Below are 19,166 nucleotides of genomic sequence, written 5' to 3'. Positions count from 1 at the left end.
TCAATTTGTTTTGGTTTCTTCTAGAGATTGGATTCTCTCAGAGCCTCCATTACGCAAACCCTTTGATAAATTATAGAGTTTTTGGTGAATATTTTCCTCTTTTTCTTGAGAAGGTTCGTAAAACCAAGAGTCATCGGGGTAATACTTAACTAAATTTCTTTCTCTTAATTTCAGTTCAAAGCTTGAGAGTATCTCCCATTTACTAGAAGGGGCTCTGAATCCAATTTCAATTAAAATAACACCGTCAGATATTGGTGGCTTAATCAAACACTTTCTCAAGTTCCTATTAATTTGAACTTCCTTCATGATGCATGTAGATATCTCCTGAGAGCTTTTAAGGGTTACATCAAAAATCCTTATGCCCAAACAAAAAACACCTCTTTGAAATAATTTAGATTTATCCGACATACTTAATTCCCATTTACATTCAAGAAGTCCATTGCTTAAAGACCTTGCTGACATACAAGTATTTTTATTAAAAGATTCTCCAAATATCGACTTTACTTTAGCCTTAAGCTTTGACTTCAATAAGGGAATTAAGTTCATTTCTATAAAATTTTTATTATTAATATAGGAGAAGCGAAAGGTTGGCACAAAAAAAAACGTCAACCAAAAGATTACGAAACAATGGCATCCCCTTTCCCTGACATAGGTTGTCAAGGGAGATTGCGCCAGTTCTTAAGCTCCGAACTATACCTATCTCTTTTAGCAGTCTGAAATCACAAGTGCTTCAAAGATTGGCCCTGGCAATCATTGATGTTTTAGTGTTGTAAGTATAAAAAGCTCTTTGATTAAATTTTTATATTTTTTAGATAAGTTAGTTGTCAGGGATAAGTAAAATTGTATTTTTACTTTTGATTTGAACGGAAAAATTGGGTTAATTTTAGGAAATTAATTGGCAATTATTTATTAGAAGAATTGAATCATTCTATAATTTCATTCAATTAATATTGATTATATACAAATTCCATATTAATATATACCAATAAAACTTTAGCTAAATCAAATAACCATTAAGCAGGATCAATGAATATATATATTTACGGGTTTCAAGGAATCTTATTTCTTGTTGCAATATTTGCAAATTTACTTTCCGCGCTATCGGGAGGAGGTGCTGGGTTAATTCAATTACCAGTTTTGTTATTGCTAGGACTCCAATTCCCTACTGCTTTAGCAACTCACAAAATGGCAAGCGTTGCACTTGGTATTGGAGCAAGCTTGCAATACTTTAAGAAAAGGAGTTTGAAAAGATCCTTTTCGGCTTTTATTCTTTTTTGTGGATTGCCTGGGGTTTTAGTTGGTTCGCAATTGGCTCTTGTGATACCAGAAAGAGCAGGTGCTTTGTCCCTCGGGACGTTAACTCTTTTCTTGGGAATATTTTCGGCAAAGTGTCCTCATATAAATAACTTATCTAATAAACAAGAAATTTCGTTAACTAAGAAACTAAGTGGTGGTTTTGTTCTATTCATTATTGGCTTAATAAATGGTTCACTAGCCTCAGGGACAGGTTTATTCGTAACAATTTGGCTGGTTGTGTGGTTTGGTCTGTCTTATACAAGCGCGATTGCTTACACGCTTGTTCTTGTAGGGGTTGTCTGGAATGGTACCGGGGCTGTTGCATTAGCCATGAATACAGCAATCCGATGGGAATGGCTACCAGCATTGATTGGAGGGGCCCTTTTAGGTGGGTATATTGGAGCTCATATAGCAATTGCTAAAGGAGAAAAACTGGTAAAAAAAGCATTCGAAATTATTTCATTTGCTGTTGGAACTTCGCTTATTTTAAAGGCGATTTAGCTAGCGCGTATATAAATACGGGCCAAACTCTTACTAATAAGTCAATTACCAAGGAAAAGCAATGGGCATAAAGGCTGATTGCTTTTTTTATTAGGTACCTTAAGAATATGACTATCGATCTCGGAGGCGCTGAAAATGGTAGACACTCCACCTGAGTATCTAACAGAAGCGATCTAACTCTGGCCCTGCTCCAACAGTCTCAATTTATAAGTAGGCTTATCGTCTGAAGCGACAAGGATCAACGATTTAGGTGCGTCAATTCAGTCGGTACTCTTATGCATCGTTTAGGTGCCCTCAGAAGAGTAAAGCCAAACACCTGGAAACTAGGCCCCAGGAGCCAAATATGAAAAGCTTCAAATAATCTTAAAAAAGGGGGTCGATTTGGCCCCTTTTTTTTATGAGTCTATGTACTAAAGTCCTCAAATAGAAGAATTATAAAAGGAATAAGCTATTAAGCTATTGTCCATAGAACAATTTTGAGTTTTTTGTTTTACTTTCAGGCTAAGCTTTATTAACTTTTCATATACTTTCACTAATGATAATAAGAAATATAAGAAAAGTTTTTTCATTTCCAAAGCTGCCTTTTCTGGGTCAAGCCAGAGTGTCCCCAAATAGAAAGATCATTCAATATAAATATTCATCTTATCAAACATCTTTGTTAAGCAAAATCCAATCACTAGATAGAGAGATTAATGAAACAACTAACGCAATATTAGAGGCGCAAACTGTAAGAGTTAGATCATTTTTTAGCCAGGAAGGTAATTTCTGGAATGGTTTACAACGTAAAATTGTAGACTCAAATGCTCAGAAATCTGTTGCTTGGCACCAAAGACAATTATTTGATCTAAAAATCGAACGAAATAAGCTTCAAGATCATTTTGATAAGTTAGCAGGTCGTTTCTGGTTAAAAAAAATCATCAGATTTTCCATAGCATTGGCTCTAATATTGCTTATAGTTTTAATAGTTACTGCTAGCTTATTTGCCTTTATTTCTTTATTACCAATACTTACATTATTTTTTTTTACTTTACTGTGCTTGAAGGCCTCCAAATCTAAGAATTAAATAATTTCAATCTGAACCAAGAGGCATTCTTTATAATTGCGCCAAAAATATTAATTAAAATTATTTATTCAGAAAGTTTCTTAAACTACCAACAAGTACAACTCTCTATGTTATCTATAGTAAATAAATATGGTTTCAATGAACGTGATTTGATTTAATCATTTGAGAACTTGTACTTGAAGTGGTTTGTGAAACTTCATGAGAATCGGCCAGTTTCTTTAGCGATCTTGATCCACATAGAGCCGTTAAAGCTATCAAAATTAAAGACAGCGTACTTAGGGTCTGAAGAACGATTGGAAGATGGGCATTAACCCTGTCTCGAAAAGTGGTCATTTAATAAAGGGGTAAACTCTTACTAATTAAAGCAAACAGGTCAAATCGGCTTGCCTGAGATAATCTGATGAACAGCTGGCACAGTTTTATAAAGAAGGTAGAGAATTACTACTAGGAGATTACCTCCTACTACTAAAGCACCAGTAATTAGATTCTGCCTACTTGAGGTGTAATCCCATTTTGGCTCATTATTTGTGGGTTCAGTGTTAGTCATTTTTTTTTGTTATTTAATAGAACTAGCATTAGATGAAACAAATAAGGGTGAAATGGTCATAAACATTGGTCATTGTGACAGGCTAAATGAGCTTGTCAGAGTTTCCTTTACCAAATAAAGGTAATCATGAGTAAAAAAGAGACTAAAAAAAGAATCCAGAAAATCCCTAGCGATCCTTCGAATCGCTCTCTAGGACTTGTAATTGCTGGAGTTATATTATCCATTACATCTATTGGTCTACTCTATTTTGTAATCTCCAACAAAATTTTTTCTGTTTCATAGCAAAGTGCTTTGATCTCTAAATTTGAAGGCTCTTGGTTAATAAAAGCTAAATTCGTCAAGCAAAAAGTTCTTATACTTCCTATATAGACTTGCTTTTATAGGAACATAGCTCCTAGAATTCCTCATTTCCATGACTAGCTAACTGGAAATTATTTTTCATATCAATAGGATGTCATGCAAAAATCACTAAAGTTTTAGTATCCCTTAAATCTTAAAATTGTATATTTTGCTATTAAAACAAATATCTTAAAAGGTTATTGCAAACCACTTGATAAATAATGTTATACGAGTGATCTTAAGACATATATTCTTTTAAGTTCATGATTGGATTCCTTTTCTTTATAATCCTTCTAATAGGCATCCCAACTGTAATACTGATTACTAACAAAGGGGAAAAAGCAGAAGAAATAAAAAATATCCTCAGAGATATTTTTAAGAATCTGAAAGACTTATTTGAGAATGCAAAAGACCTAATAACTGCAATACAAGGCCTGATTCAAGCTGAAGAAGAAAAAAAAGAAGCCATTACATCAAATAATCCCTTGGAAGAGGACTCAAATACAACCCAATCAGAAATCACTCCTAACCAAGAAGAATTAAATACAACCCAGTCAGAAATCACTCCTAACCAAGAAGAATTAAATACAACCCAGTCAGAAATCACTCCTAACCAAGAAGAATTAAATACAACCCAGTCAGAAATCACTCCTAACCAAGAAGAATTAAATACAACCCAGTCAGAAATCACTCCTAACCAAGAAGAATTAAATACAACCCAGTCAGAAATCACTCCTAACCAAGAAGAATTAAATACAACCCAGTCAGAAATCACTCCTAACCAAGAAGAATTAAATACAACCCAGTCAGAAATCACTCCTAACCAAGAAGAATTAAATACAACCCAGTCAGAAATCACTCCTAACCAAGAAGAAGAAGATGCTAACAAAGATAATTTCTACACAGAATCTCTAACTGATTTAAATCAACAGGAATTAAATTCAAATTATGAAGTGGAGGATAAGGAGATTGCATCCTGAGTAATTATTTAAAAAAATAGATATAAATTGATTTAAGCTCAAAGAATGATTAAAAGGGCTACAAATTGAACCAATTAAATAAACAGCAAATCCTGTCTTCCTCAGCCGGTTGGGTGGCTGCAATTTTAAATCTGTTTCCAGGCTTAGGAACAGGTTATATATATCAACGGAGATGGAAGGCTTACTGGATAACAACTATTGTATCGGCATTGTGGGTATCTATAGGTTCTCTTAGGGAATTAAGGGTTGATCCTTCAGATCCACTTCAAGCAGCCAATGAGTCCAACATTTTTTTAGGTCTAGTATGCATAGCCGTAATTACAGCCATTGAAGGTTGGTATGCTGCTAGGGATCCAGAAGAAAGAGATGAATTGTCAGAAGTATAAATACCTAAGTTTTTTATCTCATAGACAACATCCAATTCTTGATTTAGAAATAACATATGACCTTAAGGGAAGCTAATTAATCGCTATGGATAATTAGCTATTTTTTCTTAAGGGGTGGGTGCTTGTGCCCCTAGCTCACATCTAGAAGGAGGATCAAAAATGTCTGAACTCAGTCAAATTCTTCCTCTTGCTATTGGAGGTATTCTTTCTTGGTTAGTAATTGCTGGTATAAGAGAATTACTTAAAGAAGCTTCAGTGGCATTAACTAAAAAACTACAAACCTAATAAAGTTAACACAATAAATTATTCTATAAAAAAATAAACACTAGGCAGGTAATTATTATTAGCCCCCATACGTAAGGCTACATTGTTAAAAAAAATATGTACTTCAATAAAACTAGCGATTAATCTGAAGTCTCTTTCATCAGCTCTTTTAAAGCAAACTCAAGGTCTTCATCTGTTTCAAAGCCAAGGATCTCCTTTGGTTCAGTGCCTAAGGAATCAATAATAATGTTAGTCGTTGTTAGAATAGTCATTGGTTTTACATTGAAGGTATATACATTTAAAAAAAATATGATGGACTAATGTTGAAATTCAGACATTTAGAAAGATGAATGATGTGTATAGGACTCAAAATTATGAGTCGTAGTTTAAACATGCAATCCTATTTGGATTTAATGCGCATTCTCTTTCCCAAAAATTATTTTTTGGCAAGAGATCTTTTTTCCCTAATCTTCCTCCAAGTGCAATGGGAGCAAGCCCTATCGCGTCTCCATAATAATTACTTGATGCCCCTAGCATTCCCCAGAAAAGTGCTTTTAGCATCTTTAACCCTCAGGTGTTTTTTATAAAAAAACTCATTTAACTTGAGATGGCAATAGTAGTGATTACTTAATTGTCATAATAAGAAATTAACGTGGCTTGGAATTATGACTTAAAAGAATCTATCCCCCTCCTCTAAAAGCATACAAATCAATATCATGTGACTTAAGATACCAAAAACCTACTAATCCAAAAAGATTTAAGAAAAAAACAAATAGCCACAAGCCAATTGGCTGATTAGAGTCTGGCTTGACAAGCTTAAGTTTCTTAAGCCCTTTCTTCTCAGAGTGGCTATGTTTTTCTTTACTTGTCATTTTAAATAGTTAACTATTTTTCTTGACTGGCAATCAAGCATGATTTAAGAAGCAATTAAATTAAGAATTTTACTTGTTAAAAACTCATAATTAATCAATCCTTTTTCAAAAGAAAGAATAAATAAAGGGGTGCTAATTAAAGAGCCGACTATTCCTGCAAAAAAACCAAGCATAATTGCTTTATTTACTATTTCAGGACTTCTCTTTTTTTTCTCAAGCTTACTTAAAGGCTCAAGAACTTTCAGGCGCTCAGTGGGAGGACGTTGTTGTTGATGGCGAATGAGTGCTTCGAAATCAGGCATTGAACTTGTGTAGCAGTAGAGCAATAGGCCGACCATCCCGACATTCGTCGAGGATCGGAGCGACCTTTATCATCAACTGCATGTAAAACTGCAGATCCTTGATTCTCAGCTTTGTCAAATGCAGAAAGCAAAGGGATCTCACCTTGTAAAACTTTTAAATCAAATTTATTAAGAGCAGCTCTTGCCTCATCAGCTACTCGCTTCTGCCTAAAATCAACTTTAACCAAAAGAACTGCATGAAGAATATTTAATTCTTTAAGCAAAGATGCTAATTCAACTGTTAGTTCAACTGATCTTGCCTTGGGTGCAGTTGGCAAGATTACCAAATCAGAACCAGCAGCTAAATGCTTAAGTTCCTCTTCATCAGTACTAGCTTGTCCATCAGTAATCACAACATCTGCAAATCGAGTAGCTTTTGCTGCTGCCTCTACTGGAACAATATTGAAAGGTAAATTCCCTCTAGATCCATAAGCAAGGGCAGAGCGATTCCTATCTGCATCAACGACACAAACCTTTTTACCTTTAGAAGACCAAACACTTGCTAAGTGAATTGAAGTACAGGTTTTAGCTACTCCACCTTTCTGACCACAGACAGTGATGAACAAAATGATTAGAAAATCTACGCTCAAATTTGCAATGTCAATTAGGAATGTCAAGTAGATTGGTGCGAATTAAAGACATTAAGAGCATGAGAAGTTTTTAGTGATCATTTAAGAAAGTTATGATCCGGCCAAAATTTAGCTATTCAAGGTTCTTCAAAAAAGTTTTTCACAAAAACATAGTGTTACGAGATCTGTGGAGATGGAATCAAAAAAACTTAAATGCAAACTAGATTTATGAAATAATCTGAGCTCGTAAAAATAACATTATCAATGATCATTAATTTTCTTAAGAAAAAAGTATTGCTGATTAAATATTGGATAAGTTGGTAAATATAAAAAAAAATCAATGGTTTTAATCACTGCAACCGGTTTGTTTGGTATCTCCCCTAGTTCTGAACAGCTAATAATTGTCAATCTTTCTGCAATACTAGTAGCAACAACATTCAATGCTCCTCAAAAGTTTTTGAAGTGGGGAGGTTTAGTTGTTGCTGTAATTACCACAACATGTGGTTTATGGTGTAACCATTAACTAGCAATTAAATAAGTAAATTTTATCAAAAAAGTTAGCTTGTCTCCTATTTAAAATAAGGATAAGTTAATAGTTTATTGGCAGTTAGATAAATCATTTTTAAGTTGTATATAAAACAATTGGACCATCAAAGGGAACAAGCCATATGAAGTAGTTTTAAACTAAAAAAATTCCTTATTTTACATATATAAAAATCAAATTATTTATTGACAAAAATTTAAGTTCTTTACATAATTATTCCAATGCAGTGAGTATCGATCAGTGATTAAAGATTCTTCCAAGTTAAAGAATGGTCAAATTCTAAGGGTCGAAGTCTGCAAAGTTCAAGATCGTCTTCCTAGTAAGCTTTTAAAAGAGCTTTCAAAAAACTCTTTAGGCAAATTAATTGGCTATAAGATGGTAGATGGAAACCAGTTTGGTCTTGTTCTTGAACTTGTTGCTGGTACTAATCAATGGTTTTTCGAAGACGAGTTATCTGAGATTGATAATGAGTCCTTAGAAAAAATATGATGAGTTGTAAAATCGATTATTTATATTCTAATAATTATTTAATTCATTTAGCATCCAAGCTGGTCTATTTTTCTTTTCTTTCTTCCAAAGTATTCCTAAAAGTGCCTCAATAGCAATTTTCCTTCGTGGCAACTCACAAGTTAATGGGGCCTGAACCCTTGAATTAAAGTTCATCGTACAATGGCGCCTATTAAAGTTCTACATCAAAATTCTAAATTATGTAATTGGTAAAAATACGTGAGTGATTATTCTTAAGTTTTTATACCTTCTATTGATAATTTTACTTTTAGCATATCAATTTATTACTTAGATCGTCTAAGCTTCGACATCTCCATCTTGAGACAAATAAAATTCAGAGACATTATTTAGCATTTCAATAACTACTTCATTCGAGCAATTAGTCTTTTCTTGAAGACGCATGCAGGCTTCTTTTACTTTTATAAAGGCATCTTCGCAAATCTCGGTTAATTGATCCTTGGTGTATTCACGCATGAGAAAGCTAAGTTCTTATTAGAAGGATAAGGTTAAACAGGTATCCAATTGAATTAAGGTTATCTCAACAAACAGTTTTTCATATAGCCAAAATCATAATGTGGTATCAATCAGAAGCTTCAATCAGCCAGATTCATGCCCAAATCCCTGGAATAGCTTGAGTTGGTTCCCAAAGCTAAAATTTTCTGTCATCTTCGCGAGGGGAAGATGACAGAAGTTCTTAAATGAATTGATTTCAAACCAAAAAACAGGTTTGTTTCGATAAATAAGTTGCTTGAAACTGATTGCCTGTTAGGTTTAACAATCATCATCAAGAAAATTTGCTTTGACTACTGATAAAGCCCTTCTCAAAGAAGTGACCAAAGAGCTTTGGCACACAGTTAAGAAGCTGCGTCCTGAACTTGATAGAGATCCTAGACTGCAATTAGTGCTTAAAGCACTTATAACCATAGGTGACCTCCCTAATCAAGTTGAGGCCGCAATGATAGTAGGAGTCTGTGCTGAAATGGAAGAAAAAGATTCTACAGAGAATAAAGATGCGAATAAAACAAAGACCTCTGAAGAAAAAGAAAGTCCAGAGGGAAGAAGACTAGTTAGAAGAAGCTCTGCCTCAAAATAAAACAGCTTAGTTAGGGCAGAAACCTACAACAAATCTGTCTATGAGATTTGTTGTATCCATTGAAAGAGCATGAAGTCTATTTTTCAACTTTACAAATAAGACAATAAGACTTTCAAAAAAACGATCGCAAAGTTGCTATGGCAGTATTTACAGTATTGTTATCTTATACAATTTTCTATGGAGTACACTATTAGTGAAGAGTATGCAACAAGTTCAAGGAAAAATGCTCAAAAGCAATACGAAAGAGATCTGGATAAGTTTGCACTTCAATTTCTATCTATAGGACTAACTAAAATCAAATCAAATTTAACAAAGGCAGGTCTAGAGAAAGTTGTTGAGATTGAAGCGCAAATGGCAAGTAAAAGCTTTGAAAAAGATTTTTGTCAGAAATTAGAAGAAATACTCGAGGATTCCTTTTCTGATGCTTTAAATATCTTTGTTATAAAGATATCAAGACTATATGGATTAAAAAGAAACAAAGATCTAATTGATAGTTTTATCAATCCATTCGCAGATGATCCAAAGCTAGACTTTTTTGTATAAACCATATAACAAAGATCTGAAAAGAACATAACGATAATTCTAGTTCATTCTGCAAAGAACCTAAAACTAAGCAGTTAAAGGTCATAAAAAATCTCTATCGATTAATAGAATTTCCTAGGCCGCACTAGCAGGCTTTACTTGATTATCTGATCACCTTTAATTAAAAAGGGATGGCAGTCCGTACCATTAATCCAACTAAATAAGAAGATTTGCCGTGAATGACTAATACGTGAACGGTAACTTTGTAAGCTCGCTGGAATGTAATGCCAAGTTCTGGCTGCTATTCATGAATCTTCTTTCTACCATCACTTTAGGTGGCTTTAACCCAACTGCAGCAGGAGTTGGAGTCGCCTCCATACTTCTATTTGCGATTGTAGGAGTAATTGCAGGTCCTAACCTCGAGAAATTTGATACCGATGGTAAGTAAAAGCTAGTTATCTCGCCAACTGCTAACCATTAAGTTAAAAGCAGCTATTTAAGTTGGGTCTTGAAATTTTTCAAGACCTAGCTTTTGTTGAGAAAAAACTGATGCCTCTAATCACTTAATGCTTAATGCACATTGAAAAATGGTTTTAAATTAGCTCATCCTTGGCTTTCTAACTAAATCCCGCCAAAGACACGCCATAAAGTATAAAAATACTCCAACTGAAACAGAGAAAAGTAATACTGCAAACCTCATATCAGGCCTATAGATCCAGCTGTAAAACCAACTACACAGAAAAATGCAAACTCGACTAATTCTCGAAAAGGAGAGTTTAAAGCAACAGCAATGCGTTGAGCCATTTGAACCTTGTACTCGCAGGAATACCAGAGAAGCTAGTGAGATTTCTCATTAAGCGCGTAATAAAAAGAGAAGCTCCATTCTTTCTTAAGTTTCTTCTTGAAAATTAAGCTTGTATAGCTACCTAAAACAAGCATCGCCAATTATCCGAATCTTATCCATGCTCCCTTGATTTTTCTGTTTTAACAAATACTGAGGCGAAACAGCTAAAAGAGCTCTTATATCAGTACTGTCTTCTTGTGATTTAGCAACGATCTCTTTAGCACAACTCCAGTTCTCTTCTAGGAGAATGCCTGGCCAAGCGACCCAAAGCCCACCTAAAACGCCAAGTAGTATAAAAAAAAGATTCCTAATCATCTTAAAATTCTAGTTAATCAGATTTAAGCATCAATACTGTCTCTATCAACACCAATGCAAATAGAAGCTTGATCATTAAAAATTTAAGTCAACATGGCAACCTATCAAATGAGAGCATGATATCCCAACTTAAATTAGTCTATTACTTAATACTATCTCAATCAATATTTAAATAATATTGATTCAGTTTGAGCATGATATCAAGTAAAGATGGGTTGAAGTGTCAAATTATGATGCATACAAAAATCACAGGAAGCTAAGTATATAAGCCAAGCAATTAATTTAAAAACTATGCAAGGTGCTGATAAGTTTCGTTAAGTATTGTTTATGAGCACAGGCGGTTTTGCATTTATAAAAATTGATTTGCTAAAAGAACAGAATGGTATTACTTTCTATGATAAAAATAAGAGTCTGTTATTTTTTCCTGTAAGAAATATCTTTCAATTCATTCAAAATCATATAAATAACACCAATAAGTTATCAAATTTGATGAGCCTAAATTTAGCTAAGACGAAAAATTTTTAAAGAAAAATTTGTACAGTTATCGTAAAGATAATCTAACGAAATTTAATCCTGACTTTAACCAATCTTCTTATTTGTTTTATAGGTATAATTCTTTTCATCTGCTCCTCAATTTGTTGGTCCACCAGCCTTCTTAAAGTTTGAAAAAGGGATATCAGCGCTACTACACAAATAAAAAGGGTGAAAAATAATAAATTAGTCATAATTCTAATGATTAATAGTTCTATTTATATAGGTTATAAAAAGGCGTTAAGCATATATAAAAATTAATAGTGTATAAAACAAATTCAAAGGCGATCTAAAAAAAGAACGCTTTACCTTTAAGCTCTAGCAAAATAAATCCCATCATCCTTCTAGGATAAAAACCTAGTCTCTTCCATGAACCGTTCTTAAATCACCTTGAAAAGAATATTGCTCTGAATTACTACCTAGGTTTTGGACTAGCTTGGAAGACGTAAACTTTCCAAGCCTAGTAATAGTTCTAGGACGAGTTTTAGTTGCGACAGGCATGGCAATCAAAAGATATACATACCTAATCTTAAGTGAATTTACAAAAGATAAGTAGTCTCTTAGAAAAAAGTCAATATCAAATTTTTCTAACAAGCAAGTAAGGCTTTACTGAGAAAACAATCGAAGTAAAAAGAAGAAGAATCACTCAATACAAAAAAAAGAGAATATCTTCTAAAATCTTGTCAGGGATGAAAAGGGTATAAGAGCTTTAACAAAATTCTTGCAGAACATAGCTATAGAGATAAAAATGGCCTATAAACATCAAGCAATGAAGGAACCCATCTAGAATGAACAAAATAAATTGTCCAGAATGCGGGGAGTCTTTCAGCGTAGATGAGGGTGCCTACTCAAAGATTCTCAAGCAAATAAGAGATAAGGAGTTTGACAGTGAGGTAAATGAAAGACTTTTACTAGCGGAAAAAGACAAGGCCAAGTCCATTGAGCTAGTAAAAAAAACAACTCAAATGGAAATGCATGAATCTCTAATAGCAAAAGACATAGAAATACAAGCCTTGGGAACCAAGCTTGCTTCTGCAGAAATTGCAAAAAACTTAGCCCTACACGAAGTCAAGCGCTCTTCAGAAATAGAGTGTAGTCAACTACAAAATAAATTAGAGCGAATTGAAGAAAGCAATAAAATCACGCAAAAGCTTGCTATTACAGAAGCAGTAAATGAAATGCACAAAGAACAAAGTAATCTCAAGAGTCAACTAGAAAAAATTTCACTCGAGAGGCAACTAGCTGAAAAATCACTTAAAGAGAAATACGAAATTCAAATCAAAGATCGTGATGATGCAATTGACAGGTTGCGAGACATGAAGCTAAGACTGTCAACTAAAATGATTGGAGAGTCTCTAGAGCAACATTGTGAAATAGAGTTCAATAGGATTCGTGCAACTGCGTTCCCAAAAGCTTACTTTGAGAAAGATAATGATATAAGTAGTGGCAGTAAAGGTGATTATATTTTTCGTGAATTCAATGAAGGAGGTGTTGAAATAGTTTCAATTATGTTCGAAATGAAAAATGAAAGTGATATGACAGCCAACAAGAAAAAAAATGAGGATTTTCTAAAAGAATTAAACAAAGATCGCATTCAAAAAAATTGCGAATATGCGGTTTTAGTTTCTCAACTTGAGCCCGATAATGATTTCTACAATTCGGGTATTACTGATTTATCACACAGATATCCAAAGATGTTTGCAGTTAGGCCACAATGCTTCATTCCAATCATTACCCTTTTGCGCAATGCTGCAATGAAGTCTCTTGAATATAAGTCAGAACTCATGCTGGTAAAGGCACAGAATATAGATATAACTGATTTTGAAAATAACTTAGACGTTTTTAAAAATGCATTTGGAAAGAACTACAACCTTGCATCTAGGCGATTCCAGAGTGCCATAGAAGAAATTGACAAATCAATAGAGCATTTACAAAAAACCAAAGATTCACTTCTTGGCGCTGATAGGAATTTACGATTAGCCAATGACAAAGCTCAAGATATAAGTGTTAAGAAGTTAACTAAAAATAACCCTACTATGGCTAGAAAGTTTAGTAACCTAAAAAATCAAAATGCAGCCTGATAGTATTTTTGTTGAGTTAATACTTTCTAGCATTAAAGTATTTAATTGCAAACTATAAAGATATTTAAACATTAACTATTTTCACTAAATCAATTTTTAAACCATATTGCTAACCCCCCTCCCCTGCCTCTTGCCGTAAGCAACTTTCCATTACTTGCTAATTTTATTAAAGCAAAAAAAGGCCTATTTTTTTCATCTGGTATATCAAGTAAACGGCTGAAAATAGTTTTTTCACCTAATTTAAGCTCTATTCTTTGAAAGAAGAATAGCAGCAATGGCTGCTTCCCCTTTAATTCTCCAGCTCCTACAAAGTTTATATATAAACTACCAAAATTAATTGAATTACATAAGTTAAATTTAGATTCACAAGTTTCGTTCACCTGTCTCTCCAAGTGAAGCGATGCCGAAAATAACCTAAGTAAATTACTTGATAAGACATCCATATTTTCATCTCCCTGCTTCCAGACATTTATAAACTTCCAATTTCCTATCAATGAATCAAAAGTAATCCCAGTACCATCTTTCTTTGCACAAATCTCCATATCAATAAGCTCAGAGAAGGTTGGCATAGCTGGTAAAAGATTCTCCATACCTTTATCTAAAAGAACATTTTTTTTCTTTTGCAAATTTGTGAGTAAAAACCATAAAACCAACCCTATTAAAATAAAAACAAAATCAATAGCTATAAATCTCAGAAAAGTCATTGCTTAATGAAAGCTTAAATTGGTGAAAAAGTTTTACAAGAAGAATCAAATTTTAAATTGATTTTTTGTATCAAGCTGAACATCAGCCTTGCAAGCATAGCTCTAAGATATTTTTGTAGCAAAAGCTACTAAAACGTTCAACTCTCATACGAGAGCCGCAGTTCGACTCAAGCCATGGAACGGGGACTTGAGCTTATTTCGGAGACTCATTATGTCTTTAACTTATAGAGGTCAAAAGTACATTCAGCACAAAGCTGCGGTATCAAAGGAGCATGTAACTCTCACCTATCGTGGCAAGCAATACCAAAGCTAATTAATCCTCTATCTTTTTAAAAGCTCTTCTTAGAAGAGCTTTTTTTATGTTTTATTATGGTTTTTCAACATATAGAGTCTGAATTCACTACTACATAGGAAGTTTATTAATTTAGTCATGACAAAGGATAAACACATTATTTATTTGAGGAAAATGTATTTAAAGCTTAATATCTATATCTGTTAGATATAGATCATCCTGACTTGATAGATTAAATTTCAAGTATCCCCAAGATCGATATTATTTTCATAGAAACTAGTTTGGTACTTAAGTGCTATCAATGGAAGTAATCTTTTTGATTTTGCCGATTGATGCAAGATTCCCTAGTACTAATGATTTCATTTATATGTATCTTGGAGACAAGTTTAATTTCATGGCAGCATGGACACTAACGGATTTCTAGTCAGTTCTGACCTTTTTGGATTTGTAGCGGCTGCGTTGACAACTTTTGCTTTTTTCCCTCAGGTCGTGAAGACATGGAAAAGTAGAAAGACAGATGGGCTCTCCATAGTCATGTTAATAATGTTTATAACAGGTCTTATATTCTGGATCATCTATGCAATTCAAACCAAATCAATACCAGTTTTAATAGCAAACATTATCACCTTAATCTTTAATCTGACTATTCTCATACTAAAGCTGATCTATTAAAAGAACCTTGCAGTTCGTATAAACCGGCACACGTTTTTTCTAGAAATCATTTAAGTTCTTTCAAACAGTTGTACAAAAAATGGGAGAACTTCAATCTGCCGTAGAAAGTTTTCCAATATGGAAAGCCTTCGTTTGGTGTTTTTATCCAATGGCAGCTCTAATTTTACTAGAACTTATAGCAAGGGGTTTTGACGACGACGATGACCAGGGTGGTGGGATGATGATACCTGCCTATCAAGGTTTAAAATAATCTATCTCTTATTCAACTTGGCTTGTGGGCACGATTTCCATCAGGCAGAGAAATGAGCAAGCAATCCAAATGTTCTCTATCTGTAAAAGCATTGTAAATACTGTAATATCAACTTCCAATTAACTAGCCGCAGAAGAATCTCGAATTATCAATAGCAACAAATACATTAAACTTTATTTGCTGAGCAATAAGAATGACTGAATTCACAAGCGAGCAAATGATGGCAGCCATAGCACAAGAAGGAATTGTCAAAGAGTCTTATAAAAAGATCCAAGAGGCTTGCCAAACTTTGCAAAAAGAAACCAACTGCCCTGATGAAGACATAGATGAATTATTAAGGTTTCTTATAGGTCGTTGGCAGTAACAGGTTTTTCAGAAAAAAGCACTAGCTTCTAAAAAATTCTTCGCTATAAACGGTATGAACTGCAAGCTATTGATGTCCTCATTTGGCCGTCTATCCAGATCAGAGATAAATCATGGAAGAGCTGCCATGATTTTGATAGCAGTACTTATTATTTGCAAGAGTCTTGCTTAATTTTTACTAGCTTTTCACTACTAATTTTTCTTAAAGACTATTTACAGTATTAATACCTTAAAACCTATCCCAGGGTAGTTAATTAAGATGGTCTAGTCCAAACCTTCTTTTTCGTTGATTTTTTTGGACTTCTTAAAATAAAAAACATAAACAAAGGGGCAATGCCAACTAAAGGAATGAGGAGATTCATTGCATAGTTATGTTCCATTGTAAAAATGCACTTTTACTCTTTCTAGCAATTAGACGCAAATTAGAAAACAGTAATTGATCCTAGTAATACAGTCTTGTAAAATTTTATTTAAAAAAGGGACGTCCTGATCAAGTAAGAGCTGAAGACTAATCAACTTGCAAAGGAAGAATCAATGTATTAAGCAACATTTTGATTGATTTCTTAGTACGCTACGTTCTCTGGTATGGCCTAATCAAAATTTTCAACAAATGAGAGGATCTATTCAAAATACATCCATAGGAATCATTGTCTTGGGCATAGGCTGGATTGCTATCGAATTAATACCAATTTCTCGTCAAGCATCTCACTGGAACAAATGTTTTAAAACGCACAAACAATGGCTTGAGTCCATAGCTAGCCTGCCAGTCAAAGGTGAACAAGGAATTAATGCAATGTCAGTGGCAATGTGTAATGGAGCCGTCTATGAACCAAAATTTTCGCCAAAAAATAATTGAACCTTTTTTATTAAATTTGTACTAATAATCTAGTAGTATTTTTCAGATCTTCTTAAGGCTCTTATAGACCCTTTATAGTCTCCAGAGTTATATTTTTCTTCGCTTACTTGCTCAAGCTTAAATACAAGTTCTTCTCTTTTAGTGAAATCTAATTTCCCCTTGTAATCATCTATTAAATCATACTTAATTTTATCACCTTTAGACAGCCTAATTAATTTTTTAAATTGACCTTCTGCACCTTTTATATTTAAACATAAAGATATCAATTCTCTTGCCTTTCTTTTATCTTCAATAGCTCCTCTAAAATCTCTAAGTTTATACTTCAACTCACTGAGATGGACTAAGTGTTCAACTGAACTCCAAATTTGTTTCGGTATTTGATTAGACAAAGAATTAACTCCTGAAAAAAGAAAAGAAAGTAACCTAAACAAAATTGAGAAAAAGAAATCTGTAGTCAAAAGTTTATTGGTTGAAGAGAGATGATCTAAAGCAATTCACAAGTAAAAAACGAGCTGTTGGGTGAAGAGCTAATAATCTTCCTCACTATGAGAATCAGAAACTTTATCAAGCTCATTAGTAAAATGAGACAGATTGCATTTTATAGAACCATCATCTGCAGCAATTCCATATCCTACTGCGACGCACAATTGATCTCCATCCCCATGAAACTTATGTCCATTTTTTTTGATATAAGAAGCAAGCTCCTCTCCCTGAAGCCTTTTATGTTCATTTAGCATATTTAATTAAGTCCCTAACACCACTTTGACAAGAAAAAATACCTTTGGGAAACAAAAGCACTGCTTTTTATAAAAAAACTATAATTGGAATGAAAATACCGATATAAATATCCTTTTTAATCTGTCATGCAAATCAACTAGTCAGTCTGGAAATCAATTCTTTAATGCTTAATAGCTCATGTAGCTCTAAAATAATTTCTATTCGGGGCGTGGCGCAGTTTGGTAGCGCGGGTGCTTTGGGAGCACTAGGTCGCAGGTTCGAATCCTGTCGCCCCGACTAGGATTTCAGGGAATAGTAAAAACAGTTGTGCTAAAGGAGTGCTAAAAGCTTCTTGGGTATGACTGCTTTTTTATGAGGGGCCGATATTGGTTAGCACTAATTTCGACAGGAGTCTCGTGACATTAGTTTTATTTGCCTTTCTGGAAAGACAACAGCTAGTGAATAATCCCCGCGATCGTTTTGCCTGCTAGAACCACAAACAAACCTTCGGCAAATAGCAACCAAGCAATCGTGGAGTTGTTTAGACCCAACCTTCTATAGCGATCAATGGTCGAGTCATGTACTTGTCGGATGGTTGCAAGCATTACTTATTCAGTTGAGAGCGAAGAACTAATTGTCGCTTGAGTTTCACATTCTCATCCTTTAGTTCTTCCATCTCCTTCTGATATTTGTCGATCAAATCCAGCGTCCATTTCCAGTTCTTTTCAGTGCAATGCTTTCTGGCAATATTCCAATCAATAGTCATAGGAACCTCAACGATGAATGATTAGTCGCTCAATGATCAGAGTGAGGAATACTCCTTTAAAAAAAACAAACCAAAGCAATCCATAATCAGACAGACCAAGTTTCTCTTGATACCAAGCAATAAATTTCTTGTGCTGTTCAATCAATTGCATAGGTTGCTACCAGTCTGGATAGGAGAAGTCCTTTTCAGTAAGGACATAAAACTCTCCTTTTGCAAGTCGATGCTCCCATTCCAGAAATGAACTTTGGTAATTAGATGTAGGAGGTTCTCTATAACCTTTCATCTTTTTCCAACGTGTATACAGAGCGCTAAGAAACCAACTATCAGTTAATGACTTTGGACCATCCTTCAAAAACTTGTCTTCTTTTTGATTGAACTTTGCAGAGTCCAATAATTCTTCTCTCCAATTGATGTCACTCATTGTTTTGCCTCTTCTTCAATCGCTTGTATTCCTCATGGAGAGAACCAAGTTTCATTGCATCCATCAAACCTCTAGGCCCATCCATTAATAGTTTTATGTCTTTAGGTTTATGTGCTTTCATCTCTAAAAATTCTTGTTGCCATGAATTGTCTTGCCAATCAGTACTCATTTTGTTTTTTAGCAAAGATTGAGAAGGGACCTGCAATCTAATTCCAATACGCGTGAAGGGAAACTGCATCCATCCCCTCACTATTCCAGTACTACTTCTGATATAGATGCTGTAAATTCTGCGTAGGTATAAAATATTTTGCTTTTTATACCCCTATTTCTTCCAGTAATAGTCCCACTCTCCTTGAAGTTCAGTACTTGATAGTGAGTTATAGAAACCTCTCCACTTCTTTTCTGAGTTGAGGTCAGTCGCAACTAAGGACACCAACAGATCTATTGCTTGTTCTTGGTTAAAGGATTTGCCGTCATCAGATTTGAATATCACTTTTATCTATTGTTCAATACTAAAATTTACAATTTTC

At 34.1% G+C, this 19,166-nt stretch carries 34 protein-coding genes and 1 tRNA gene; 17 read left to right on the top strand and 18 right to left on the bottom strand.

Features of this window, described 5'->3' with window-relative positions; translation table 11 throughout:
• On the bottom strand, positions 1 to 462 hold the full coding sequence (locus tag O5635_RS00650; protein ID WP_193742043.1) for a hypothetical protein: 462 nt from the start codon (positions 460 to 462) through the stop codon (positions 1 to 3).
• Between the two features lie 564 nt (positions 463 to 1,026).
• Here O5635_RS00650 and O5635_RS00645 point away from each other — a divergent pair.
• Both O5635_RS00645 and O5635_RS00640 read left to right on the top strand, forming a co-directional pair.
• On the top strand, positions 1,027 to 1,797 hold the full coding sequence (locus O5635_RS00645) for a sulfite exporter TauE/SafE family protein (protein ID WP_036903418.1): 771 nt from the start codon (positions 1,027 to 1,029) through the stop codon (positions 1,795 to 1,797).
• Between the two features lie 601 nt (positions 1,798 to 2,398).
• Positions 2,399 to 2,860: a hypothetical protein gene (locus tag O5635_RS00640; RefSeq protein ID WP_152557329.1), complete on the top strand. Its 462-nt coding sequence runs from the start codon at positions 2,399 to 2,401 to the stop codon at positions 2,858 to 2,860.
• Positions 2,861 to 3,233: 373 nt separating this feature from the next.
• Here O5635_RS00640 and O5635_RS00635 read toward each other — a convergent pair whose 3' ends face one another.
• Complete coding sequence (locus O5635_RS00635) at positions 3,234 to 3,407, bottom strand: hypothetical protein (RefSeq protein ID WP_193742044.1); 174 nt, start codon at positions 3,405 to 3,407, stop codon at positions 3,234 to 3,236.
• A gap of 602 nt (positions 3,408 to 4,009) precedes the next feature.
• Between O5635_RS00635 and O5635_RS00630 the strand changes: the two genes are divergently transcribed.
• The 3 genes from O5635_RS00630 (at position 4,010) to O5635_RS00620 (ending at position 5,397) form a co-directional block, all read left to right on the top strand.
• Entirely contained in the window at positions 4,010 to 4,726 is a 717-nt protein-coding gene (locus O5635_RS00630) for a hypothetical protein (RefSeq protein WP_269607650.1), read from the top strand.
• Between the two features lie 65 nt (positions 4,727 to 4,791).
• A complete protein-coding gene (locus tag O5635_RS00625) occupies positions 4,792 to 5,112 on the top strand; it encodes a hypothetical protein (RefSeq protein WP_036903426.1) in 321 nt (106 codons plus the stop codon).
• A gap of 159 nt (positions 5,113 to 5,271) precedes the next feature.
• Positions 5,272 to 5,397: a hypothetical protein gene (locus O5635_RS00620; RefSeq protein WP_269607648.1), complete on the top strand. Its 126-nt coding sequence runs from the start codon at positions 5,272 to 5,274 to the stop codon at positions 5,395 to 5,397.
• Between the two features lie 119 nt (positions 5,398 to 5,516).
• On the opposite strand, the gene O5635_RS00615 is transcribed toward O5635_RS00620, so the two are convergent.
• From O5635_RS00615 to O5635_RS00595, 5 genes are all read right to left on the bottom strand, one after another.
• Entirely contained in the window at positions 5,517 to 5,648 is a 132-nt protein-coding gene (locus tag O5635_RS00615; RefSeq protein ID WP_269607647.1) for a hypothetical protein, read from the bottom strand.
• A 100-nt stretch (positions 5,649 to 5,748) separates the two neighbouring features.
• Positions 5,749 to 5,937, bottom strand: coding sequence for a hypothetical protein (locus tag O5635_RS00610; RefSeq protein WP_036903429.1), 189 nt, complete (start codon positions 5,935 to 5,937; stop codon positions 5,749 to 5,751).
• A gap of 119 nt (positions 5,938 to 6,056) precedes the next feature.
• Positions 6,057 to 6,248, bottom strand: coding sequence for a hypothetical protein (locus O5635_RS00605; protein ID WP_036903432.1), 192 nt, complete (start codon positions 6,246 to 6,248; stop codon positions 6,057 to 6,059).
• A gap of 44 nt (positions 6,249 to 6,292) precedes the next feature.
• Positions 6,293 to 6,550 (bottom strand): hypothetical protein, encoded by a 258-nt coding sequence (locus O5635_RS00600; protein ID WP_269607646.1) that lies wholly within the window; start codon positions 6,548 to 6,550, stop codon positions 6,293 to 6,295.
• Positions 6,490 to 7,155 carry a ParA family protein gene (locus O5635_RS00595; RefSeq protein ID WP_036903798.1) on the bottom strand — a complete coding sequence of 222 codons (666 nt, stop codon included), beginning with the start codon at positions 7,153 to 7,155 and terminating at the stop codon, positions 6,490 to 6,492. The genes O5635_RS00600 and O5635_RS00595 overlap by 61 nt, the downstream gene beginning before the upstream one ends.
• Before the next feature lie 343 nt (positions 7,156 to 7,498).
• Here O5635_RS00595 and O5635_RS00590 point away from each other — a divergent pair, with 343 nt between their 5' ends.
• Positions 7,499 to 7,681 carry a hypothetical protein gene (locus O5635_RS00590; RefSeq protein WP_036903435.1) on the top strand — a complete coding sequence of 61 codons (183 nt, stop codon included), beginning with the start codon at positions 7,499 to 7,501 and terminating at the stop codon, positions 7,679 to 7,681.
• A 261-nt stretch (positions 7,682 to 7,942) separates the two neighbouring features.
• Complete coding sequence (locus O5635_RS00585) at positions 7,943 to 8,191, top strand: DUF2862 domain-containing protein (protein ID WP_036903438.1); 249 nt, start codon at positions 7,943 to 7,945, stop codon at positions 8,189 to 8,191.
• Between the two features lie 27 nt (positions 8,192 to 8,218).
• On the opposite strand, the gene O5635_RS00580 is transcribed toward O5635_RS00585, so the two are convergent.
• Both O5635_RS00580 and O5635_RS00575 read right to left on the bottom strand, forming a co-directional pair.
• Positions 8,219 to 8,365, bottom strand: coding sequence for a hypothetical protein (locus O5635_RS00580; protein ID WP_193742045.1), 147 nt, complete (start codon positions 8,363 to 8,365; stop codon positions 8,219 to 8,221).
• Between the two features lie 141 nt (positions 8,366 to 8,506).
• Positions 8,507 to 8,683 (bottom strand): hypothetical protein, encoded by a 177-nt coding sequence (locus O5635_RS00575; RefSeq protein WP_193742046.1) that lies wholly within the window; start codon positions 8,681 to 8,683, stop codon positions 8,507 to 8,509.
• A gap of 325 nt (positions 8,684 to 9,008) precedes the next feature.
• Here O5635_RS00575 and O5635_RS00570 point away from each other — a divergent pair, with 325 nt between their 5' ends.
• The 3 genes from O5635_RS00570 (at position 9,009) to O5635_RS00560 (ending at position 10,272) form a co-directional block, all read left to right on the top strand.
• The gene (locus O5635_RS00570; protein ID WP_036903441.1) at positions 9,009 to 9,302 is read left to right on the top strand and encodes a TIGR03894 family protein; all 294 of its coding nucleotides are present in this window, start codon (positions 9,009 to 9,011) and stop codon (positions 9,300 to 9,302) included.
• A 177-nt stretch (positions 9,303 to 9,479) separates the two neighbouring features.
• Complete coding sequence (locus tag O5635_RS00565; RefSeq protein ID WP_269607644.1) at positions 9,480 to 9,845, top strand: hypothetical protein; 366 nt, start codon at positions 9,480 to 9,482, stop codon at positions 9,843 to 9,845.
• A 286-nt stretch (positions 9,846 to 10,131) separates the two neighbouring features.
• Positions 10,132 to 10,272, top strand: coding sequence for a hypothetical protein (locus O5635_RS00560; RefSeq protein WP_193742047.1), 141 nt, complete (start codon positions 10,132 to 10,134; stop codon positions 10,270 to 10,272).
• Between the two features lie 474 nt (positions 10,273 to 10,746).
• Here O5635_RS00560 and O5635_RS00555 read toward each other — a convergent pair whose 3' ends face one another.
• Both O5635_RS00555 and O5635_RS00550 read right to left on the bottom strand, forming a co-directional pair.
• Positions 10,747 to 10,983, bottom strand: coding sequence for a hypothetical protein (locus O5635_RS00555; RefSeq protein ID WP_036903448.1), 237 nt, complete (start codon positions 10,981 to 10,983; stop codon positions 10,747 to 10,749).
• Between the two features lie 888 nt (positions 10,984 to 11,871).
• Positions 11,872 to 12,015 carry a hypothetical protein gene (locus O5635_RS00550; protein WP_193742048.1) on the bottom strand — a complete coding sequence of 48 codons (144 nt, stop codon included), beginning with the start codon at positions 12,013 to 12,015 and terminating at the stop codon, positions 11,872 to 11,874.
• Between the two features lie 287 nt (positions 12,016 to 12,302).
• Here O5635_RS00550 and O5635_RS00545 point away from each other — a divergent pair, with 287 nt between their 5' ends.
• Positions 12,303 to 13,595, top strand: a complete 1,293-nt coding sequence (locus O5635_RS00545) for a DUF2130 domain-containing protein (protein ID WP_036903456.1) — start codon at positions 12,303 to 12,305, stop codon at positions 13,593 to 13,595.
• A gap of 89 nt (positions 13,596 to 13,684) precedes the next feature.
• Here O5635_RS00545 and O5635_RS00540 read toward each other — a convergent pair whose 3' ends face one another.
• Positions 13,685 to 14,299: a hypothetical protein gene (locus O5635_RS00540; RefSeq protein ID WP_269607639.1), complete on the bottom strand. Its 615-nt coding sequence runs from the start codon at positions 14,297 to 14,299 to the stop codon at positions 13,685 to 13,687.
• Positions 14,300 to 14,510: 211 nt separating this feature from the next.
• Between O5635_RS00540 and O5635_RS09390 the strand changes: the two genes are divergently transcribed.
• From O5635_RS09390 to O5635_RS00520, 5 genes are all read left to right on the top strand, one after another.
• A complete protein-coding gene (locus tag O5635_RS09390) occupies positions 14,511 to 14,612 on the top strand; it encodes a DUF4278 domain-containing protein (protein ID WP_072013287.1) in 102 nt (33 codons plus the stop codon).
• Positions 14,613 to 14,993: 381 nt separating this feature from the next.
• The gene (locus tag O5635_RS00535; protein ID WP_036903458.1) at positions 14,994 to 15,263 is read left to right on the top strand and encodes a SemiSWEET transporter; all 270 of its coding nucleotides are present in this window, start codon (positions 14,994 to 14,996) and stop codon (positions 15,261 to 15,263) included.
• A gap of 79 nt (positions 15,264 to 15,342) precedes the next feature.
• The gene (locus tag O5635_RS00530; protein WP_193742049.1) at positions 15,343 to 15,513 is read left to right on the top strand and encodes a hypothetical protein; all 171 of its coding nucleotides are present in this window, start codon (positions 15,343 to 15,345) and stop codon (positions 15,511 to 15,513) included.
• A gap of 193 nt (positions 15,514 to 15,706) precedes the next feature.
• Positions 15,707 to 15,877 carry a hypothetical protein gene (locus tag O5635_RS00525; RefSeq protein WP_193742056.1) on the top strand — a complete coding sequence of 57 codons (171 nt, stop codon included), beginning with the start codon at positions 15,707 to 15,709 and terminating at the stop codon, positions 15,875 to 15,877.
• A gap of 609 nt (positions 15,878 to 16,486) precedes the next feature.
• The gene (locus O5635_RS00520; protein WP_036903460.1) at positions 16,487 to 16,732 is read left to right on the top strand and encodes a hypothetical protein; all 246 of its coding nucleotides are present in this window, start codon (positions 16,487 to 16,489) and stop codon (positions 16,730 to 16,732) included.
• Positions 16,733 to 16,761: 29 nt separating this feature from the next.
• Here the strand turns inward: O5635_RS00520 and O5635_RS00515 are convergent, their stop codons facing one another.
• Both O5635_RS00515 and O5635_RS00510 read right to left on the bottom strand, forming a co-directional pair.
• Positions 16,762 to 17,121 carry a hypothetical protein gene (locus O5635_RS00515; protein ID WP_241462980.1) on the bottom strand — a complete coding sequence of 120 codons (360 nt, stop codon included), beginning with the start codon at positions 17,119 to 17,121 and terminating at the stop codon, positions 16,762 to 16,764.
• A 138-nt stretch (positions 17,122 to 17,259) separates the two neighbouring features.
• Positions 17,260 to 17,469, bottom strand: coding sequence for a hypothetical protein (locus tag O5635_RS00510; protein ID WP_036903463.1), 210 nt, complete (start codon positions 17,467 to 17,469; stop codon positions 17,260 to 17,262).
• Between the two features lie 203 nt (positions 17,470 to 17,672).
• Here O5635_RS00510 and O5635_RS00505 point away from each other — a divergent pair.
• Positions 17,673 to 17,746 (top strand) — tRNA-Pro (locus O5635_RS00505).
• A 307-nt stretch (positions 17,747 to 18,053) separates the two neighbouring features.
• On the opposite strand, the gene O5635_RS00500 is transcribed toward O5635_RS00505, so the two are convergent.
• The 4 genes from O5635_RS00500 to O5635_RS00485 all read right to left on the bottom strand — a co-directional run bounded on the left by O5635_RS00500 (position 18,054) and on the right by O5635_RS00485 (position 19,129).
• Positions 18,054 to 18,215: a hypothetical protein gene (locus O5635_RS00500; RefSeq protein ID WP_269607636.1), complete on the bottom strand. Its 162-nt coding sequence runs from the start codon at positions 18,213 to 18,215 to the stop codon at positions 18,054 to 18,056.
• Positions 18,216 to 18,372: 157 nt separating this feature from the next.
• Positions 18,373 to 18,636 (bottom strand): hypothetical protein, encoded by a 264-nt coding sequence (locus tag O5635_RS00495; RefSeq protein WP_269607634.1) that lies wholly within the window; start codon positions 18,634 to 18,636, stop codon positions 18,373 to 18,375.
• The gene (locus O5635_RS00490; protein WP_269607632.1) at positions 18,629 to 18,874 is read right to left on the bottom strand and encodes a hypothetical protein; all 246 of its coding nucleotides are present in this window, start codon (positions 18,872 to 18,874) and stop codon (positions 18,629 to 18,631) included. Before O5635_RS00490 ends, O5635_RS00495 begins: the two co-directional genes overlap by 8 nt.
• An 84-nt stretch (positions 18,875 to 18,958) precedes the next feature.
• On the bottom strand, positions 18,959 to 19,129 hold the full coding sequence (locus O5635_RS00485; protein WP_269607630.1) for a hypothetical protein: 171 nt from the start codon (positions 19,127 to 19,129) through the stop codon (positions 18,959 to 18,961).
• Positions 19,130 to 19,166: the final 37 nt, after the last annotated feature.

Source organism: Prochlorococcus marinus str. MIT 0919 (assembly GCF_027359375.1).
Taxonomy (GTDB): domain Bacteria; phylum Cyanobacteriota; class Cyanobacteriia; order PCC-6307; family Cyanobiaceae; genus Prochlorococcus_D.
This window is presented reverse-complemented; position numbering and strand designations above follow the sequence as displayed.

Excerpts from the sequence above, each read along its gene's own strand:
- O5635_RS00650 (WP_193742043.1), bottom strand. The coding sequence starts at position 462 with ATGTCAGCAAGGTCTTTAAGCAATGGACTTCTTGAATGTAAATGGGAA.
- O5635_RS00645 (WP_036903418.1), top strand. The coding sequence starts at position 1,027 with ATGAATATATATATTTACGGGTTTCAAGGAATCTTATTTCTTGTTGCA.
- O5635_RS00635 (WP_193742044.1), bottom strand. The coding sequence starts at position 3,407 with ATGACTAACACTGAACCCACAAATAATGAGCCAAAATGGGATTACACC.
- O5635_RS00630 (WP_269607650.1), top strand. The coding sequence starts at position 4,010 with ATGATTGGATTCCTTTTCTTTATAATCCTTCTAATAGGCATCCCAACT.
- O5635_RS00620 (WP_269607648.1), top strand. The coding sequence starts at position 5,272 with ATGTCTGAACTCAGTCAAATTCTTCCTCTTGCTATTGGAGGTATTCTT.
- O5635_RS00615 (WP_269607647.1), bottom strand. The coding sequence starts at position 5,648 with ATGACTATTCTAACAACGACTAACATTATTATTGATTCCTTAGGCACT.
- O5635_RS00610 (WP_036903429.1), bottom strand. The coding sequence starts at position 5,937 with ATGCTAAAAGCACTTTTCTGGGGAATGCTAGGGGCATCAAGTAATTAT.
- O5635_RS00605 (WP_036903432.1), bottom strand. The coding sequence starts at position 6,248 with ATGACAAGTAAAGAAAAACATAGCCACTCTGAGAAGAAAGGGCTTAAG.
- O5635_RS00600 (WP_269607646.1), bottom strand. The coding sequence starts at position 6,550 with ATGCCTGATTTCGAAGCACTCATTCGCCATCAACAACAACGTCCTCCC.
- O5635_RS00590 (WP_036903435.1), top strand. The coding sequence starts at position 7,499 with ATGGTTTTAATCACTGCAACCGGTTTGTTTGGTATCTCCCCTAGTTCT.
- O5635_RS00580 (WP_193742045.1), bottom strand. The coding sequence starts at position 8,365 with ATGAACTTTAATTCAAGGGTTCAGGCCCCATTAACTTGTGAGTTGCCA.
- O5635_RS00575 (WP_193742046.1), bottom strand. The coding sequence starts at position 8,683 with ATGCGTGAATACACCAAGGATCAATTAACCGAGATTTGCGAAGATGCC.
- O5635_RS00565 (WP_269607644.1), top strand. The coding sequence starts at position 9,480 with ATGGAGTACACTATTAGTGAAGAGTATGCAACAAGTTCAAGGAAAAAT.
- O5635_RS00560 (WP_193742047.1), top strand. The coding sequence starts at position 10,132 with ATGAATCTTCTTTCTACCATCACTTTAGGTGGCTTTAACCCAACTGCA.
- O5635_RS00555 (WP_036903448.1), bottom strand. The coding sequence starts at position 10,983 with ATGATTAGGAATCTTTTTTTTATACTACTTGGCGTTTTAGGTGGGCTT.
- O5635_RS00550 (WP_193742048.1), bottom strand. The coding sequence starts at position 12,015 with ATGCCTGTCGCAACTAAAACTCGTCCTAGAACTATTACTAGGCTTGGA.
- O5635_RS00545 (WP_036903456.1), top strand. The coding sequence starts at position 12,303 with ATGAACAAAATAAATTGTCCAGAATGCGGGGAGTCTTTCAGCGTAGAT.
- O5635_RS00540 (WP_269607639.1), bottom strand. The coding sequence starts at position 14,299 with ATGACTTTTCTGAGATTTATAGCTATTGATTTTGTTTTTATTTTAATA.
- O5635_RS09390 (WP_072013287.1), top strand. The coding sequence starts at position 14,511 with ATGTCTTTAACTTATAGAGGTCAAAAGTACATTCAGCACAAAGCTGCG.
- O5635_RS00535 (WP_036903458.1), top strand. The coding sequence starts at position 14,994 with ATGGACACTAACGGATTTCTAGTCAGTTCTGACCTTTTTGGATTTGTA.
- O5635_RS00530 (WP_193742049.1), top strand. The coding sequence starts at position 15,343 with ATGGGAGAACTTCAATCTGCCGTAGAAAGTTTTCCAATATGGAAAGCC.
- O5635_RS00525 (WP_193742056.1), top strand. The coding sequence starts at position 15,707 with ATGACTGAATTCACAAGCGAGCAAATGATGGCAGCCATAGCACAAGAA.
- O5635_RS00520 (WP_036903460.1), top strand. The coding sequence starts at position 16,487 with ATGAGAGGATCTATTCAAAATACATCCATAGGAATCATTGTCTTGGGC.
- O5635_RS00510 (WP_036903463.1), bottom strand. The coding sequence starts at position 17,469 with ATGCTAAATGAACATAAAAGGCTTCAGGGAGAGGAGCTTGCTTCTTAT.
- O5635_RS00500 (WP_269607636.1), bottom strand. The coding sequence starts at position 18,215 with ATGACTATTGATTGGAATATTGCCAGAAAGCATTGCACTGAAAAGAAC.
- O5635_RS00495 (WP_269607634.1), bottom strand. The coding sequence starts at position 18,636 with ATGAGTGACATCAATTGGAGAGAAGAATTATTGGACTCTGCAAAGTTC.
- O5635_RS00490 (WP_269607632.1), bottom strand. The coding sequence starts at position 18,874 with ATGCAGTTTCCCTTCACGCGTATTGGAATTAGATTGCAGGTCCCTTCT.